We start from the raw sequence: 16,014 nt of genomic DNA on the forward strand, positions 1-16,014 counted from the left end.
ATACCTCCAAAAAGTGCAATGCCCACTAAAACAAACGATTCTAGTTCTATTTGAATGCCGCTACTTATTTGTCCGACTAGTCCAGCAGCAGAATTTACCCAAATAAAAAGGGCAGAAACAGCTGCAGCTTCTTTCATATTACCCCAATGCAGGAGTAAAATTAATGGTGTTAAAATGATGCCACCACCAATGCCAATTAAGCCAGAAAAGAAACCAATAATGCCACCAGCTAAAAGTCCTTGCCATAGTTTAACTTCTTTTATGTTTTTAGTTTCTTTACCAAAAACATTGAGCATTTTTAAAATAGCGAAGACTAATAAAATAGCTAATATTTTTTTGTACCAAGAAGCATCAATCTCGATGGTACCGCCGATAAATGCTAAAGGAATAGACGTGATTGCGAATGAAAGAAACAGTTTTTTATTGAAAAAGCCTTCTTTATAAAAATAATAAAACGAAATTCCCGCTACAAATAAATTAAGTAGTAGGGCAGTGGGTTTCATAGTTTCTGGAGCGAACGAAAACAAAGCCATTAAAGCTAAATAACCACTGGCACCGCCATGACCTACACTCGAATAGAGGAATGATACTATGGGGAGTACTAGTAGAAATAGATATATGTTTTCGGTTTGTAACATTTATTTTAAGTGTCTAAAGTTTCAAAATATTTTGTTTTGTCTGGTCGAGCGCAGTCGAGACCTTTTACAGTATTCCAAATAATAACCTCTTGATTCGCTTTGTGAGCTACCTTCAACCAAAACATGTTTTGCTTTCGGCAATGCTCGAGGCGACAATATCTTTCTTAGTTTTATAGTTTCTCAATTTTTTGAAGCTGGACATCCAAAAACTCCCAACAATTAGTATTTATTTCATCAAAAACTTGGATTAATGATTTGCCGTATTCAGTCAATTCCGCTCCACCGCCTCCTTTACCACCGGTGGAATTTATGGTAACTGGTTTTTTAGCCGATTTGTTTACGGAGTCAATAAGGTTCCAAGCTTTTTTATAAGATAGATTTAATGATTTTGCAGCTTTTGATAACGACCCTGTTTCGTCTATTGCTTTAAGCAATTGCACACGACCTTCGCCTAATAACACGTGGTTGTCGTACTCAATCCAAATGCGACTTTTTATTTTATAACTCATAATTAAACAGGTAAAAGCATGGTTTCTAAAGTATCATTTATTTTAATATTCGTTATGTCTTCAGGAACAAAAACAAGTGCATTGGCAAGAGCGAACGTTTGTTGCATTGCTGAACTTTGTCCTTCTAAAATTTCAACATGACCATTGGTATAAATTGCTTTTAAAAATTGTGGTCGGTCACCATTTTTAGTAAATTGGGTTAAAGATTTAGCTTTAACTCTTGGCAATTCAGTGTCCTCTTTGTCCATCATTTTTTGAAGTGCTATATATACATAAGCATAAAAACAGGTTAATGCAGCTGCCGGATTTCCAGGTAATGCAAAAATCAGTTTATCTTCTTTATTCCCAAAAAACAGTGGTTTTCCGGGTTTCTGTTTTACTTTATAAAAGCGTTCTACTACGTTTAATTCGGTAAGTGCTTTTCCAACAAAATCGTAATCGCCAACTGAAATACCTCCGGTAATAATAACCATATCATTTTTGGCAATAACGGATTTTAGTTTTGAAACAGTTTTATTGTAATTGTCTTCAACTTTATGAATGCTAACATCATAAAATTTTAAATTGTAAAGAGCGCTTTGAAGCATTTTGGAATTGCTCTCATAAATTTTACCGTAGCTTAAGGTTTTGCCAGCTTCTACCAATTCGTTTCCAGTCGTTATTAATGCAATAGAAGGTTTTTTAAATACCGTAACATTTGAAACGCCTAAAGAAGCTAAATACCCGATTGCAGCTGGCGTTAATTTTGTGCCTTTGGCTAAAGCGATATCACCTTTTTTTACTTGTTCTCCTTCAGGGCGAATATTAGTGTTTTCGGCAACTCGATTTTGAATTGTCAATGTGTTTTCATTAATCAGAACCTTTTCTTGCATCACCACAGCATTAGCAGAATCAGGAACAGGAGCACCGGTAAAAATGCGAATAGCTTCACCTGGTTTTAAATGTGGTTGATGTGCGTCACCAGCTTTCACTTCTCCAATAAGCTTGTATGTTAGGTTGTTATGTAGGTGTAATGCATATCCATCCATGGCAGATTGCCTAAATGGCGGCATGTTTATAGGTGAATAAATGGTTTCAGACAGCGAGTAACTTCCCGATTTTTCAACGGTCTTTACTGTTTTTTGCAAAAGTGGTTTGGCAGTAGCTTTTACTATATTAATGGCTTCTTCTATGGAAATCATTTGAATTTCGTTATGTATTTACAAATATAACGAAATAAGAAACAGTAGTATATGATTTAAATTAGTTCTTTGTGTTATTTATGAAATTGAAATTATTTAGGAGTATTATTAAGGATAATGTATCTATTTGTAAAGTTCTAAAACTCTTATTTTATTTCTGGTTGAATATATTTTTTTCTCGTCGTGTAATTGTTTCAATATTCTGGAAACAACAACGCGAGAGGTATTTAAATCGTTGGCAATGTCTTGGTGTGTTATATCAAGATCAATACTGTTATTTAAATTAACTTTTTCGGTTAAATTTTTTAATATTCGTTCACTCATTTTAAGAAAGGCTAAGCTATCTATGGAGTCTACCATTTCTATTAACCGAATATGGTAACTATCAATAATAAAATGTCGGAAGGATTTGTATTTAGCTAACCAAGGATCAATTAGTTCTACCGGTAGAAAAATAGCCTCAATATCTTTTTCAATAATTCCTTTAAAAATGCTTTTCCTTTTATTGATGCAGTTAGCGAAAGATATGGCACACGACTCTCCAGGTTCTAAAAAATAAAGCACTATTTCCTCACCGTCTTTATCACGTCTAATTATTTTAACCAGACCTTGCAGTAAAAGCGGAATATGGCTCATATCATCACCAATATCAATTAAAAGATTGCCTTGAGGTATTTTGTTTAAATGGCAGACTTTTGTCATTTCTTCTATTAATTCTTCTTCAAAAACTTCAGAATAAATGCTAATCAGTTTTTCTTTAAGTAATAAATTTAGAGTCTCCATACTTATTAATATTCAGTTGGTTTACACAAAGATAATCAATAAAAAAGGAAACCCTCCATGTTTACTTGGAGGGTTTTAAGTTCAAACAAACTGAACTTTTTAATAGAATTGAGTCACTTATTTTATTAAAATTTAATTTGTACTTGGGCTAATAAAGCATCATTATCTACATTAACTACGGTGTCTATATTAGCTTGATAATTTAGTTGGAATCTTACTTTATCATTAAAGAAATAATTTGCACCGATTGTCATTCGTTCCATATAAGAACCGTCGTCTTTTAAGTCTAAATTGGGATCAAAAAATTCATATTTAAATACGGGTTGAATTTTTTCATCAACGCTATAAGAAGCCATAATGTAGGCACCATCTCTTTTTTCTCCCAAGGCAACTGGGGTAGAACCACAGCCTCCTGTAGCTCCACTAAAGTAGGCACCTTCATCATAAATATACTCGCCTTGAAGTGCTAAATTGTCTAATTTTAATAAAAACTCAGCACCAACAGATGTTCTAGAATCTTCAATGTTGTTAGGTATTGGATAACCATATCTAAAACTTCCTCCTATGGTTAAATTGCTAGTTACTTTGTAGGTGACTCTACCAATCAAATCTTTTTTGGTGTTATCATCTTTTACTTGTAAGCCTCTACCATTCATTAAAGCTACCCAATAATTGAATTTTGTGTAATTATTGCCACCTAAAAGCATTAACCCAAAGTCTCTTTGAGGCGCTACCAATTGGTCTGCTACAATAGATCGGTCTATGGTGGTTAAGCTATGGCAAGGTGTTGCCACGTCCAAACTAAAAGGTTGTTTAAAAGTACCTATGGATACTTTTGCCCAATTGTATTTAGTGTAAGATACAAATGCATCCATAAGATAGGCGTCACCTGTGCTTCCTACAAACGGACTAGCTTCTAGCATGAAATAGTATGCAAAATCGTCGTAAAATGCACCTCTAGCTCCAATTCTGGCACGTTTAAACTTAAATGTATTGTCCTTGGCATCTGTAAAATTATAATCATATTCAGGTTGAATGTAGCCAAATATAATTACAGAAGGGGCCTTTGTAGAATCTGTTGCAATAGGTAAATCTCCTTCACAGCCTTGTGCAGTCATATTAACAGACAGTAAAAGCATACCAATTGTAACTGCTATGTATTTAATATTTTTCATAGTATATTGTTTAGAAGTTCAATTAGTTATTGCCTATGGCGTAGTTTTTAGACATGGAAGCGCTCCATTTGTTTGGGCTTGTTCCCCAACCAGGGTTACTGTTATAAAGGCCATTCATTCCGAAGGTTAAACTATATGCATCGTAACCTAAAACTCTTAAACAGGCGGTAATAACGGCAGAAGTTTGCCCTGTATAACAATAGGTTACTACTTTAGCATTGGCAGAGGGGTTAAGACCTAAGTACCCATTATTGGTAAGTAACAGGTCTTCTTTTATTCTATAGGCATTGGCGATATGTCCATAGCCTAAATAATCGGTTTCAGAAAAATAATTATTAATAAAGTAGTTGTTTGGACTGCTCAATACGTCTATTCCTTTTACAGTTTGAAAGCCTAAAGCCACAGTAGCTTCAACACGCTCTTTCAGAATTGTTAGTCCATCTGATGATTGACTAGTAATAGATGGGTCCACATATACTACATTGGAAGGCGCTACCGAGTAAGACCAGTTTATATGGTTGCTTGCAGAATTACCAATGGCATTATTCCAGGAATTGGCAGTACTTGAGTTCCAGCCAGACATGCCCCATTTTAGGGCTCTTGTTTTCGAGTAGCCATACATTCGCAATAAAGCGGTTGCATAACAAGCTGTTTGGCCTGTGTAACAAACTACCAAAATAGGTTTGGTGCCGGCTTTTTCAGCTTCGGTTAAAATGTTTGAGAAAGCTACGTTTTTAGCTCCAGCAACGTGACTAGTAGTGTAATCGGCAGCACTTCTTATATCCATAATATAGTAGGAGCTTAGGAATGCATCTACCAAATCGGAAGATGCAGGCGCAGGTACTACAAACGATTCGCCATCAGTATTAGTGAGTATTTTATCAATATCCAAATTGTTTTGTACCATGTAGTCTTTCATTATTGTGAATTTGGCTGTAGCCACAACATCGGATGAAGGGTCGTCTCCTCGGTCGCAGGAGGTTAGCAAAAATGTAGGTATAAAAAGTAATCCTAAAATTAAAAATGATAGTTTTTTCATGACTTAGTATTTAGTGGTTAATTGGTTTTTTATTCAATAACAGGATACATGTTTATTTCCTTTTTGGTAAATGCATCCATGCCATTTTCTTTTAATAGGCTATTCATAAAGCTATTCTCTCCGTAAGCTAAATTGCCGGCGTTATAGCCTAGTACATTTAAATAGGCAACGATATATGCTGCTTTTTGTCCTGTAGCCTCATATACTACTATTTTCTCATTAGAGGGAAGTGTCATTAAATCGTTAGCTAATGAGGCTTCTGGGGTGTAGTGAATAGCGCCAGTAAGATGGCCTTGGCACTTGTTTTGATCCCAGTAGTTAATAATGTAGAAATTAGAAGGTTTCTCAAAAATCTCCGTAGGTTTTACAATTAGCTCGTTGTAAGGTTTGGCAAAAACCTCTGCTAATCTTGCCATTAATATGTCTTTGCCTTCCGTTTTTCCAGTTTTTAATATGGGGTGGGTGTTTTTAACTTTTTTTTCAACTTCAATCGATTCTATTTTTGAAGCATAATCATTGGCTATGTTTTTGTTCCAGGCGTTGTTTGCAAAGTCTTCTCTCCAGGAACTCATTCCCCATTTCATGCTATATACGTTTGAATATCCTGCCAATCTTAGAAGTCCGGAATAAAACGCTGCAGACTGCCCAGAATAACAAACTAGTACAATTTTATCGAAATCTGTTGGTTTAATTTTGCCTTGGAAATAAGAAAGTAAGGTTTCTGCTTTTACATTAACGGCCCCTTTTATATGCCCGTATTCAAACCAGCTATCGTTTCTAATATCTATAATATGATATTTTGGGTTTTTCATATTATCTTTAACTTCGGAAGCCATGATAATAGGTAGTTCGCTTTTAAGGAAGTTGCTTGATGCTTCAATGTAATTTACAAGTGTTTCGAATTCATCTGGAGGATTGGTGTTAGAAGTAGCAGATGCCGAATAACTCTTGAAAACTGTTGCTAAACTTAATAGTATTGTAAATACAAAAATCAATTGTTTTTTCATGGTGTAAATATTTAGTTGTCAGTGGTTTAAGTTGATTAAATTTACGATTGAAACCCGCCAACTTTTATGATTTTTGTCAACTTATACTAATACATATTGGGTCAATTCTGTAACATTTGTTACATTTCTAAAATTCAGATAGACAGTGTTTTAAGGTGTGTGTGGGTAGTTTTATTAAAATTGGATTTTAGAGATAAAAAACCATAGTACTTTAAAGCCTTGCTTTTAAGTGCTAGTTTAGGAGAGTTTTGATGTTTTTACAAAAAAAAAGCTGCTTTATTAAAAAGCAGCTTTTAAGTCTGGTATTACTTAGCACCCACCTTCTGGGGCTTTTTTCTTCTTTTGTTCTAAAATGATAATTTTTTTAACTGGTGGTGCTACCTTTTTAATTTTTTCCGGGATGACTTCGGCAGCTTTCACAGATTCATTGATAAATGCTGTAATATCCTTTTCATAATTTTCAATTTCACAATTTTTTGTAATCAGTTTGTTTTGTGAATAACTGTTTTCTGCTTTTAATATTTTAATATTATCATAACCCATTTGATATAGTATTAAAAACACAGGATTAACTTCTTGGGGGTTCTCTCCGTATAAAACGGCGGTTTTGTTTTTATTTTTTAGTTGTTTGAATATTTGTAAATTTTCTGTATCTAAAATGTCTGGGGTAGGAATGTTTATGGCATTATTTAAATGACCTTTTTCAAATTCGTATACATTTCTAATATCAATTAATTGATAATTAGAAACGTTTCCGTTTTCTAGTGAAACAAAGAAGTTTTCAGATGTTAGTTTTTCAAGTGATGGTTTCGTATTAATAGTAAAGGTGTTTTTTGGCCTCTTATAAGTAAGGAGTCCAATTATTACTGCCAATATAAATAAGATAGAAACAATTGATATCCGCTGTATTTTTTCCATTTCTTTCATGTGTGTGATTTTATTGTTGTTAGTTGTTTCACCTTACACTTCTTAATCATTTAACTTCTTAATTATTATTTAGTAGTTGGTGTTTTAAAAACAAATAGATACTTAGCTTCTTAAATTAGCAACCTCCCTCAGGTGCTTTCTTTACCTTTTTAACAGTTATAATTTGTTTTGGTGCTACTTTTTTTACAGGTTCGGGAGCTTTTACTTGTTCGGGGTAAACTACTCCAAAATACATGCTAGATGCCTTTCTGGTGCTATATAAATTGAAGGCTTCTTCAGGCATGTTTTCCGACGGTTTTGGTGGGTTTATAATGGTTTTAAACCACATATTTATACCACCTTTTAAAACGCGCTGATTTTTGTATCCGAGTCTATTACATAAAACCCAAGCCTGATCAGAATAAAAATTATCATTTGAAAAAAATATCACATCATATTGATTTTGATTTACATACATAGAAAATTCTTCGTCTAATATCTTTTTGAGTGGAATATGTACTGCATTTGGTAATGTGTACTTGTTGTAGCTTTCTTCATCTCTTACATCAATTAATATAAAAGAACGGTCTTGACTTATAATCTTATGAGCAATTTCATCCGTTGAAATATAACGTGCGGGATTGATAACGTTGGCAAGTAATTGTACTGGTTTTATGCCTTCGTTTTTTTCATATTTAGGCAATGCAACTAATCCACCTGCAAGTATTAAAAGTATGATTGCTAAAAACTTATATTGTAATCCTGAAAATTTTGATTTATTTTTATTAGCCATTTTGCTTATTGTATTAACTAATTAGTAAAACACCTTTTTTACTTTTTTCTGAACAAAATCAGCAACTGCAAATGCTATAATTGCTACAATTGCAAAGATGAAAATAAACCAATAAGGATCCCATTCGAAGGTATCTATTAGGGTGATGTTCCCAAAATTATAACCATCAAAAATAGGTTCAATAAAATCGAATAATTCAGAAAAGATAAAGATACCAACCAAAATACCAAGAACATAAACCCAAGCATCTAATTTACCAATGGCAACGGCACATAAACTCGTTCCAGGGCAAAATCCACCGGCAACAAATCCAACTCCCATAATCGCACCACCAATAATGGCTGCCCATAAATAAGTAGGATGCACGTAAAGTTGTGTGATATCTAAATAACCCAGGTAGTCCATGTAATATAAACCGATTACAGATACTATGGCTGCTGTAAAAAATACTTTTAGTACGGCAAAATCATAACCGTAAAAAACACCGGCTAATTTTCTAGAAGAAGAAAAGCCAGAAGCCTCAAGTACAAACCCGAAGGCGATACCAATTAGTATTGCAATGATATTGTTCCATTCTAATGGAATTAAATCGTTAGGAATTAATGGTCCCATAATATTGTTTTTTTAATTGTTAAATCCAGTTTTTTCTAAAAAAGTAAGCCGTTAAATAGGCGGTTCCAAAAATGGCTAGCATGGTTATAAAACCTCCGGCAGATAATACAGCCATTCCGCTTAAAGCGGCACCACTGGTACAACCTCTGGCTATTTGAGCACCAAGACCAAATAATATACCACCAATCAAAGCGAAAACGAGTCGTCGTTTGCTAGAAATTTTTGGTGAATGCTGTATTCTCCAACTAATGCGTCCGCTTAAACCACCCGATATAAAAGCACCGATTAAAACACCCAAAGCTTCGAAAACTAACCAAGTGTTCATTGGGGAGTCGTCTTCACTTATAAAATTTTTGTAATAAGCGTTATTCTCAGCGTGGGTAGGTGCTACGGTATCTACAATAGATACTACGCTGCTTTTCATGGCACCACTAGCTCCTAAACCCCTGCCTGTTATATAAAAGGTAAAAATGATTATGAGCCCTAAAAGGAAACCACCAAAATATGGGTTCCAATACACGTGTTTATTTGCTTGATTATCTTTTTTCATCTGTATATAATTTTAATATAAGTATCGGGTTAATTGTCCGGCTTCTACCATAACAAATCTAAAAACGAGTCCGCCAATAATTACTAGCGTAGCAGGTACAATCACCGGAACTTTAAAGCCTATAAGATCAATTAGTTCCATTACAGCAGGAACCAATAGGCCTAGAATGACTACAAAACCGAAAAACATAACTGTAAAATCGCCGCCAACTAATAATTGCATAGCTTCCAATTGTACTTGAGAGCCTGCATAGTAACCCATAATCATGTGTACAATTAAAGCCAATTCAACAATGATTAGTGCTAAATCTATTTTTCCGAAAAGGTGTCTTTCGTGTTTGTCTTTTGATAATAAAATAATGGCTGCCGCACCAGTAGAAAGCCCAGAAGTTAAAAATAAAGGCCCCAATATAGCGTTGTTCCAAAGCGGCCTTGCATTGAATGCCGACAATAAAATTCCGGTATAAACACCTAATATTAATGCTAACGGAATTAAAGCATAAGCTATATATATTCTGTTTTTACTAAGAAAAGCTTCAAGCGAATTGAGAAATTTTAAACGTTGAAACAGTTTCAGTTTTGCTTCCATTTTTGGATATACTTCTCTGTAATAACTAAAAGTCCAAAGGAAAGACAATGGCGTTACTATAAGTAGAACCCAAGCACCCCAAGACATAGGAGATTCAATTCTAAATGTAGTATATAGTTGCCAAGTGTAAAGTTTATGGGTTAAATCGTAAACTAATGCAAGTAAGCCAATGGATAATGCTATTGGTGGTACAATTGAGGCTATTTTTACTGCTGTTGGATACTCCTTGTCTTTTCCTAATATATAAAATAGGGCGGCAAAAAATAAGATGCCAGCAGCGAGTCCTCCTAAAAATAGGTATAATGAAATTGGCCAGTGCCAAATTTGTAATGAAGGATCTATGTTGGGAATATGTCGTCCGCTTGTAAATAATTCTTCTTGCATAATAGCTATTCTTTAAATTAAATAATATATGTGAGGCTTCGTTCCGGCTTCTGGAGCCAAGGTTTTATGTTTTCTGTTTTTTAGTAATTGAGACACTTCACTGTTTGGATTGTCTAAATCTCCAAAATACATACATTTAGTAGGGCAAACCGAAACACATGCAGGTTGTTGTCCTTTTTCTAATCTGTGATGGCAGAAGGTACATTTGTCTACATAGCCATCAGGATGTTGAAAGCGCGCATCGTAGGGACAAGATTCTATACATGCGCCACAACCAATACATTCATTAGGTGTTACTAAAACAATACCGCCATCTACAATATGGCTTGCTCCAGTAGGGCAGCACCTTACGCAGGGAGCCTTTTCACAATGGTTACATCGTTCTGATTTTAATTCCATTACAACGTTTGGATACGTTCCATGTACTGATTCTGTAATCCAGTCTCTACAATACCCAATAGGAACGTCGTTTTCTGTTTGGCAGGCCACAACACAATCACTGCATCCAACACATTTTAAAGTGTCTATTACCATGGCATATCTCATATCGCTTCGTTTTTATGTGGATTTTCGGTTAATATGGAAACAAAGTTTCCTCTTAGGCCAGTACCGCCCATTAGTGGATCTACAACAATTTTTGTTATTAAATCGGTGTCGCTAACTCCTTTACCAAAAGCTCTGGTTAGTTTTTTATTGTTATGGCCAAAACCATGATACATGTAAACAGAGTCCCAACGAACGCGTTCCGTTACTCTAACTTTAATGGAGAAAGTGGAGAGCACATTATCCTGATTTTTCAACCAAACTTCCTGGTTTTTTTGTAGCCCTAATATTCTAGCAACTTTTGGGTTTACCCAAAGTGTGTTTTCACTTTTTAAGTCGTTTAAGTTCGGGTTATTAATAGTTCTGCTGAAGGTGTGCATTGGTGATCGCCCATAGTTTAGTCGGTAAAACCCCTGTGGAGGTTCAGGGTGTGGTGTATAAACGGGTATGGGGTCAAACCCTTTATTGGCCAAATCATGAGAATAAAACTCAATTTTTCCAGTAGGTGTTGCAAAAACGTTCGTTTTGTTCTCTTCAAAGAATAGGGGGCCAGATTTTCTATCATAATTTTTAACACCTAGTTTTTTCATTTCTTCCAATGAAGTTCCTAATTGTTGTAATTGCCATTCAATAACTTCTTCAAAATCATTATAATTAAAGTAATCGCCCAAACCAAGTCGTTCGCCAATTTGCTTACTAATCCACCATGCTGGTTTGGAATCATATTTTGGTTTTACAGCTGGAATTCTAATAGCTATTGACGGATTTCTATTTGGGGCGGACCGAATGTCATCGTAACGCTCTAAATAAGTACATTCCGGAAGCACCACATCTGCATAACCTGTAATTTCCATTGGCATGGTGTCAATTACCACCATGAAATCTAAGGCATTAATAGCTTCGATTGTTTTATCTCGCTGAGGTAAAGTATGAATTAAATTTGTTCCGGCTACCATCCAGGCTTTTATGGGGTATTTGCTGTTTGAGCCTGCTATAGTTGCATTAATAACTTCGCTGGTATTACCCATTTCCGCGTAAGGATATTTTTCTCCAATCTCTTTCCATCCCCACTTAGGTTCTGGGTATTCAGGACAAGGAAAATCGGGTACTTTTAAACCTTCTTTTAAATAAAATCCGCCGCGATTTCCCCATGAACCTAGTAGCCCGTTTAGTATAGCGATGGCACGTTCTCGCTGTGAGTCGTCGCCATACCAAGTTACATGTCTGCCAGGATGAATTATTGCAGAGGGTGCAGCATTCGCCATAATGCGAGCGGTTTTTCTAATATCCTCAGGCTTTATTGTTGTAATACCATAAGCCCATTCGGGTGTGTATTTTTTTACGTGTGCTTTTAGTTGTTCGAAACCTGAAGTGTTTTTCTCTACATATTTTTTATTATAAATATCTTCCTCAATTAAAACATGCATCCAAGACAATAATAAAGCAATATCTGTTGCTGGTTTAATTGCTAACCAATGTTCCGATTTACTTGCGGCTGTTGAAAAGCGCGGATCTACTGTAATAATGGTTGCGCCGTTATCTATGGCGTCGGACATTTCTTGAACTTGTGTATTATGCATATTCTCACCAATGTGTGAACCTATTAATACAAGGCATTTGGTGTCTCTTATATCTGTTGGTTCTGGTGATCCAACCCAACTACCGTACGTTAATCCAAAGCCTGTTTCTCTTGGTCCGCGACATTGGGCATAAGCTGGTTCTGCAATAGTATCAGAACCCATGGCTTTAAATAAATGTTCTAAATGACTTCCAGGAGAGCCGTGTTTTAAGAGGGCAATAGATTCAGCACCATAAGTGTCTTTTATGCCTTTAAATTTGCTGGCTATTAAATCTAGGGCTTCTTCCCAACTGGCTTCTCTATAGGTTTCTTCACCGTTTATGGTGGTTCTAATTAAAGGTGTTTTTAATCGGTCGGTATCACTATACATTCCAACACCACCTGTTCCACGGGGGCAAAGTCGGCCATTACAATGCGAATCATCATCATTTCCAATTATTTTTTGAATATTTCCTTCGTCATCAGAATAAGCCCAAGCGGCACATTTCCAGAAGCAAACTTCACAATAAGTAGCTGTTCTGTTGAAGTTTTTTGTAATGCTTTTTGCTGCTAAAGTGTCTAGGTATGAATTAGTTCCGAACATTTTAATAGCGGTGGTGCCTGCTGCCAAACCTCCTAAACCTAAGGCAGAAATTTTAATAAATTTTCTTCTAGAAGTGGTCATAAGTTTAATTGTTTTTCGGAAATAAATTTATCCATAAAAAGCGTTTTGCTATATGATAATTGTCATGTAATCAGCATTTTATATGTAACAAATGTTACATAAGCATTAAATATTATTCCAATGAATTGGTATTTAAGATTTTAAAAATTGTAATTTTGATAGACATTCAGAAAGATGAAAAACAAAAATTATTTTAAAGGACTTATTGTATTGGTGTTCTTGCTATTTGCAGTTCTTTTTGTTTTTAGAAATAAGTATTTTTTTAATACTGATGCTATCTATGAGGATAATAGATCTGTATCTCATGTTTTGAATGCAGAGTCGTGTATTGCTTGCCATGAAATGACAAAAGGGTTTTCAGATTTTCATAATCCAGAACTTATTGGTTGTGCTAGTTGCCACTTAGGAAATATAAAAGCGTTTAATAAAGAAGAGGCTCATGAGGGCTTGGTTTTAATTCCTGGAAATTTAGCTGATGCAAAGGCAACCTGCGGGACATGCCACCCAAATGAATTAGATAAAGTGAATAAATCATTAATGACTACCAACAGTGGTTTGGTAGCAGTTGATAAATTTATATTTGGTGAAGCAGATTCTCCTGATTATCATTACCATATTAAGGATGTGAAAACTACGGCTTCAGATAAACATATAAGAGATTTGTGCGCCAATTGTCATTTAGGTGCTGAAAAATCTAATTTCGGACCAATAACTCAAATTAGTCGGGGAGGTGGTTGTAATGCCTGTCATTTAAATTACTCTAAAGAGGCAAAAGAAGGTTTGGATGCCTATTTGGCTTCTGGGAAAAAGAAACTACCATCTTTTCATCCTGCAACAAATATTTTTGTGAACGATACCCATTGTTTTGGTTGTCATAGCAGATCCAGCAGAATTTCAACCAATTATATAGGACTTCAAGAAACACTTTTAACTAAAGAGGATGTAAAAAACAATAAGAGTTATAAGGTGTTAGAAGATGAGAGGGTATATAAATATATTGCAGAAGATGTGCATCATACCAAAGGATTGCTTTGTATAGATTGTCATTCTTCACACGAAGTAATGGGAGATGGTAAAACCTATGCGCACGCTGAACAAGCGGTAAAAATACAATGTAGTGATTGCCATTTTAAAAATATTCCAAATACGATTCCTTATGATTCTTTAGACATAGAAAGTAGGTTGGTGTTTTTGCATCGGGATTACAAACATTCCGACAAACAGATAATCGTAACCCAAAAGGACAAAAATCCCCTGGTTAATACCTTTGTAGATTCAAATGGCAAAGGTTATTTAATAGGAAAAAAGGATGGTAAATACCATGATTTAAAACAACAATCTTTAGCCTGTTCGGGTGATAGGTCTCATGAAAAGGTGAGTTGTTCTAGTTGTCATTCCTCATGGACGCCGCGTTGCATTGGTTGTCATAATCAATTTGATAAAGATGAAGCAAGTGGCTTCGATTTGTTAGATAAGAAGTATGTAAAAGGCCAATGGAAAGAATATGTGGCAGAATTTGGTTCGTCTAAACCAGCTTTAGGTGTTCGAGAAACTAAAGAAGGGAAAAAAATTGAACCCGCAATTCCGGGAATGATATTAACCATTGATAAAGGAAGCTATTCGGGTAAAAAAATAGGAGACGATGTGTCTTTTCATAGGTTGTATGCGCCAAACTCCCCGCATACTATTACAAAAAATGTTCGAGACTGTAAATCCTGTCACTCTGATGCTGCCACTTTGGGGTATGGCAATGGCGCTTTGATATATGAAGTTAAAGGTAAAAGTGGGAAATGGGTTTTTACACCAGAATACGCTTTAAACAATTACGATAATTTACCTGAAGATGCTTGGGTTCCTTTTTTGAAAAATGAAAAAAAGGGTGTTGTAAAATCTACAAGAACAGATTTTAGACCCTTTATTGTGGCTGAGCAAAAACGGCTGCTCTTGGTGGGGGCTTGTTTGCAATGCCATAAAGATAATTCTAAAGTAATGAAGCAGACATTGGATTTAGGCTTAAACCGTGTTTTAAAACGCATAAGTGCTTCTTGTGTTTTGCCAAATAATTAGCTTTTTGATATAGGCTTTTAATAACACCCAAACTCTTGTGTAACATAGGTTACATAAGGGGGCTTTTAGTCTTTTTGGATGTTAAAACCTAACAAATATCATAGATAAGGGAGATAAGTCGTGTTAAATTTGTGTTAACAACTATTCTAATCGTGTCATTTTTTGATGCACAAATAACCTAATTATGAAAACCAACCTTATTAAATTATTTTTTTTGTTTTTTACCTCTGCTATTTTTTCTCAAGCAGCACATATTATGCAGGGTGTAGGCGCTGTAAACATGTCAATGGGTGGGGCTGCTACTGCACAACCACTTGATATTTCAGGAGCTATGCAATGGAACCCGGCAACACTTTCAACTTTCGATAGTAAAATTTTAAAGCTTGATGTTGGCTTATTCTTTTCGTCTCCCGAATTATTTTCATCCATGCCAACTTCAGTAGGAACATTTAGTGGCAATACGGAAGATGATAGAGGAATATCTCCAATGCCGGCGTTAGCCATGGTTTGGGGTAAAGAAGGTAGCAAACATACTTTCGGTGCATCTGCTTTTGGTATTAGTGGTTTTGGAGTGACGTTTCCTGAGAGTATGACCAATCCCATTAATATGCCGCAAAGTAATGGTGGTTTTGGGCATATAGAATCTGATTATATGTTGCTGCAAATAGGATTATCCTATGCTTATGAATTAACCGAAAAAATTTCTATCGGTATTCAACCCAATATAAATTATGCTGCTTTAGAGTTGGCACCAAACCCTACTGCTAATCCTACTTCGGCCGGGTATCCAACAACCGATAAAGCTTCGGCTATAGGTTATGGCGCACAATTCGGATTATTTTATGATTCAGGATTCGGATTAAAACTAGGTGCTTCTTATAAAACCGCACAAACATTCAGTGAATTCGAATTTACTAATACTTATTTAGATAATACCACAAGTAAAAATACATTCCAAATGGATTATCCAGCAATTATGTCGATTGGAGTTGGATA

At 35.2% G+C, this 16,014-nt stretch carries 16 protein-coding genes; 2 read left to right on the forward strand and 14 right to left on the reverse strand.

Annotated elements, in window-relative coordinates:
• From ABYI63_RS16085 to ABYI63_RS16150, 14 genes are all read right to left on the reverse strand, one after another.
• Positions 1 to 638, reverse strand: a 638-nt coding sequence (locus ABYI63_RS16085; protein WP_372757823.1) for a sulfite exporter TauE/SafE family protein, incomplete at its 3' end; no start/stop codon positions are given.
• Between the two features lie 170 nt (positions 639 to 808).
• On the reverse strand, positions 809 to 1,147 hold the full coding sequence (locus ABYI63_RS16090; protein ID WP_372757825.1) for a winged helix-turn-helix domain-containing protein: 339 nt from the start codon (positions 1,145 to 1,147) through the stop codon (positions 809 to 811).
• A 2-nt stretch (positions 1,148 to 1,149) separates the two neighbouring features.
• On the reverse strand, positions 1,150 to 2,328 hold the full coding sequence (glp, locus tag ABYI63_RS16095) for a gephyrin-like molybdotransferase Glp (RefSeq protein ID WP_372757826.1): 1,179 nt from the start codon (positions 2,326 to 2,328) through the stop codon (positions 1,150 to 1,152).
• Between the two features lie 123 nt (positions 2,329 to 2,451).
• Positions 2,452 to 3,111, reverse strand: coding sequence for a Crp/Fnr family transcriptional regulator (locus ABYI63_RS16100; protein ID WP_372757827.1), 660 nt, complete (start codon positions 3,109 to 3,111; stop codon positions 2,452 to 2,454).
• A 125-nt stretch (positions 3,112 to 3,236) separates the two neighbouring features.
• Entirely contained in the window at positions 3,237 to 4,286 is a 1,050-nt protein-coding gene (locus tag ABYI63_RS16105; RefSeq protein WP_372757828.1) for a porin, read from the reverse strand.
• 22 nt (positions 4,287 to 4,308) lie between these two features.
• Positions 4,309 to 5,325 carry a rhodanese-like domain-containing protein gene (locus tag ABYI63_RS16110; protein WP_372757829.1) on the reverse strand — a complete coding sequence of 339 codons (1,017 nt, stop codon included), beginning with the start codon at positions 5,323 to 5,325 and terminating at the stop codon, positions 4,309 to 4,311.
• A 29-nt stretch (positions 5,326 to 5,354) separates the two neighbouring features.
• A complete protein-coding gene (locus ABYI63_RS16115) occupies positions 5,355 to 6,332 on the reverse strand; it encodes a rhodanese-like domain-containing protein (RefSeq protein WP_372757831.1) in 978 nt (325 codons plus the stop codon).
• 309 nt (positions 6,333 to 6,641) lie between these two features.
• The gene (locus ABYI63_RS16120) at positions 6,642 to 7,259 is read right to left on the reverse strand and encodes a rhodanese-like domain-containing protein (protein WP_372757832.1); all 618 of its coding nucleotides are present in this window, start codon (positions 7,257 to 7,259) and stop codon (positions 6,642 to 6,644) included.
• 115 nt (positions 7,260 to 7,374) lie between these two features.
• Complete coding sequence (locus ABYI63_RS16125) at positions 7,375 to 8,031, reverse strand: rhodanese-like domain-containing protein (protein ID WP_372757833.1); 657 nt, start codon at positions 8,029 to 8,031, stop codon at positions 7,375 to 7,377.
• A 21-nt stretch (positions 8,032 to 8,052) separates the two neighbouring features.
• Positions 8,053 to 8,643: a YeeE/YedE thiosulfate transporter family protein gene (locus tag ABYI63_RS16130; protein WP_372757835.1), complete on the reverse strand. Its 591-nt coding sequence runs from the start codon at positions 8,641 to 8,643 to the stop codon at positions 8,053 to 8,055.
• A gap of 19 nt (positions 8,644 to 8,662) precedes the next feature.
• On the reverse strand, positions 8,663 to 9,193 hold the full coding sequence (locus ABYI63_RS16135; protein WP_372757836.1) for a YeeE/YedE thiosulfate transporter family protein: 531 nt from the start codon (positions 9,191 to 9,193) through the stop codon (positions 8,663 to 8,665).
• 12 nt (positions 9,194 to 9,205) lie between these two features.
• Entirely contained in the window at positions 9,206 to 10,165 is a 960-nt protein-coding gene (nrfD, locus tag ABYI63_RS16140) for an NrfD/PsrC family molybdoenzyme membrane anchor subunit (protein WP_372757838.1), read from the reverse strand.
• Between the two features lie 12 nt (positions 10,166 to 10,177).
• Positions 10,178 to 10,711 carry a 4Fe-4S dicluster domain-containing protein gene (locus ABYI63_RS16145; RefSeq protein ID WP_372757840.1) on the reverse strand — a complete coding sequence of 178 codons (534 nt, stop codon included), beginning with the start codon at positions 10,709 to 10,711 and terminating at the stop codon, positions 10,178 to 10,180.
• Positions 10,708 to 12,951 carry a molybdopterin-dependent oxidoreductase gene (locus ABYI63_RS16150; RefSeq protein WP_372757841.1) on the reverse strand — a complete coding sequence of 748 codons (2,244 nt, stop codon included), beginning with the start codon at positions 12,949 to 12,951 and terminating at the stop codon, positions 10,708 to 10,710. The genes ABYI63_RS16145 and ABYI63_RS16150 overlap by 4 nt, the downstream gene beginning before the upstream one ends.
• Before the next feature lie 174 nt (positions 12,952 to 13,125).
• On the opposite strand from ABYI63_RS16150, the gene ABYI63_RS16155 reads away from it, so the two are divergent.
• Together ABYI63_RS16155 and ABYI63_RS16160 are read left to right on the forward strand one after the other, a co-directional pair.
• On the forward strand, positions 13,126 to 15,018 hold the full coding sequence (locus ABYI63_RS16155; protein ID WP_372757842.1) for a hypothetical protein: 1,893 nt from the start codon (positions 13,126 to 13,128) through the stop codon (positions 15,016 to 15,018).
• Between the two features lie 184 nt (positions 15,019 to 15,202).
• On the forward strand, positions 15,203 to 16,014 hold an 812-nt coding region (locus tag ABYI63_RS16160), incomplete at its 3' end, for an OmpP1/FadL family transporter (protein WP_372757843.1).

This window comes from Mariniflexile sp., assembly GCF_041583155.1.
Lineage (GTDB): Bacteria > Bacteroidota > Bacteroidia > Flavobacteriales > Flavobacteriaceae > Mariniflexile.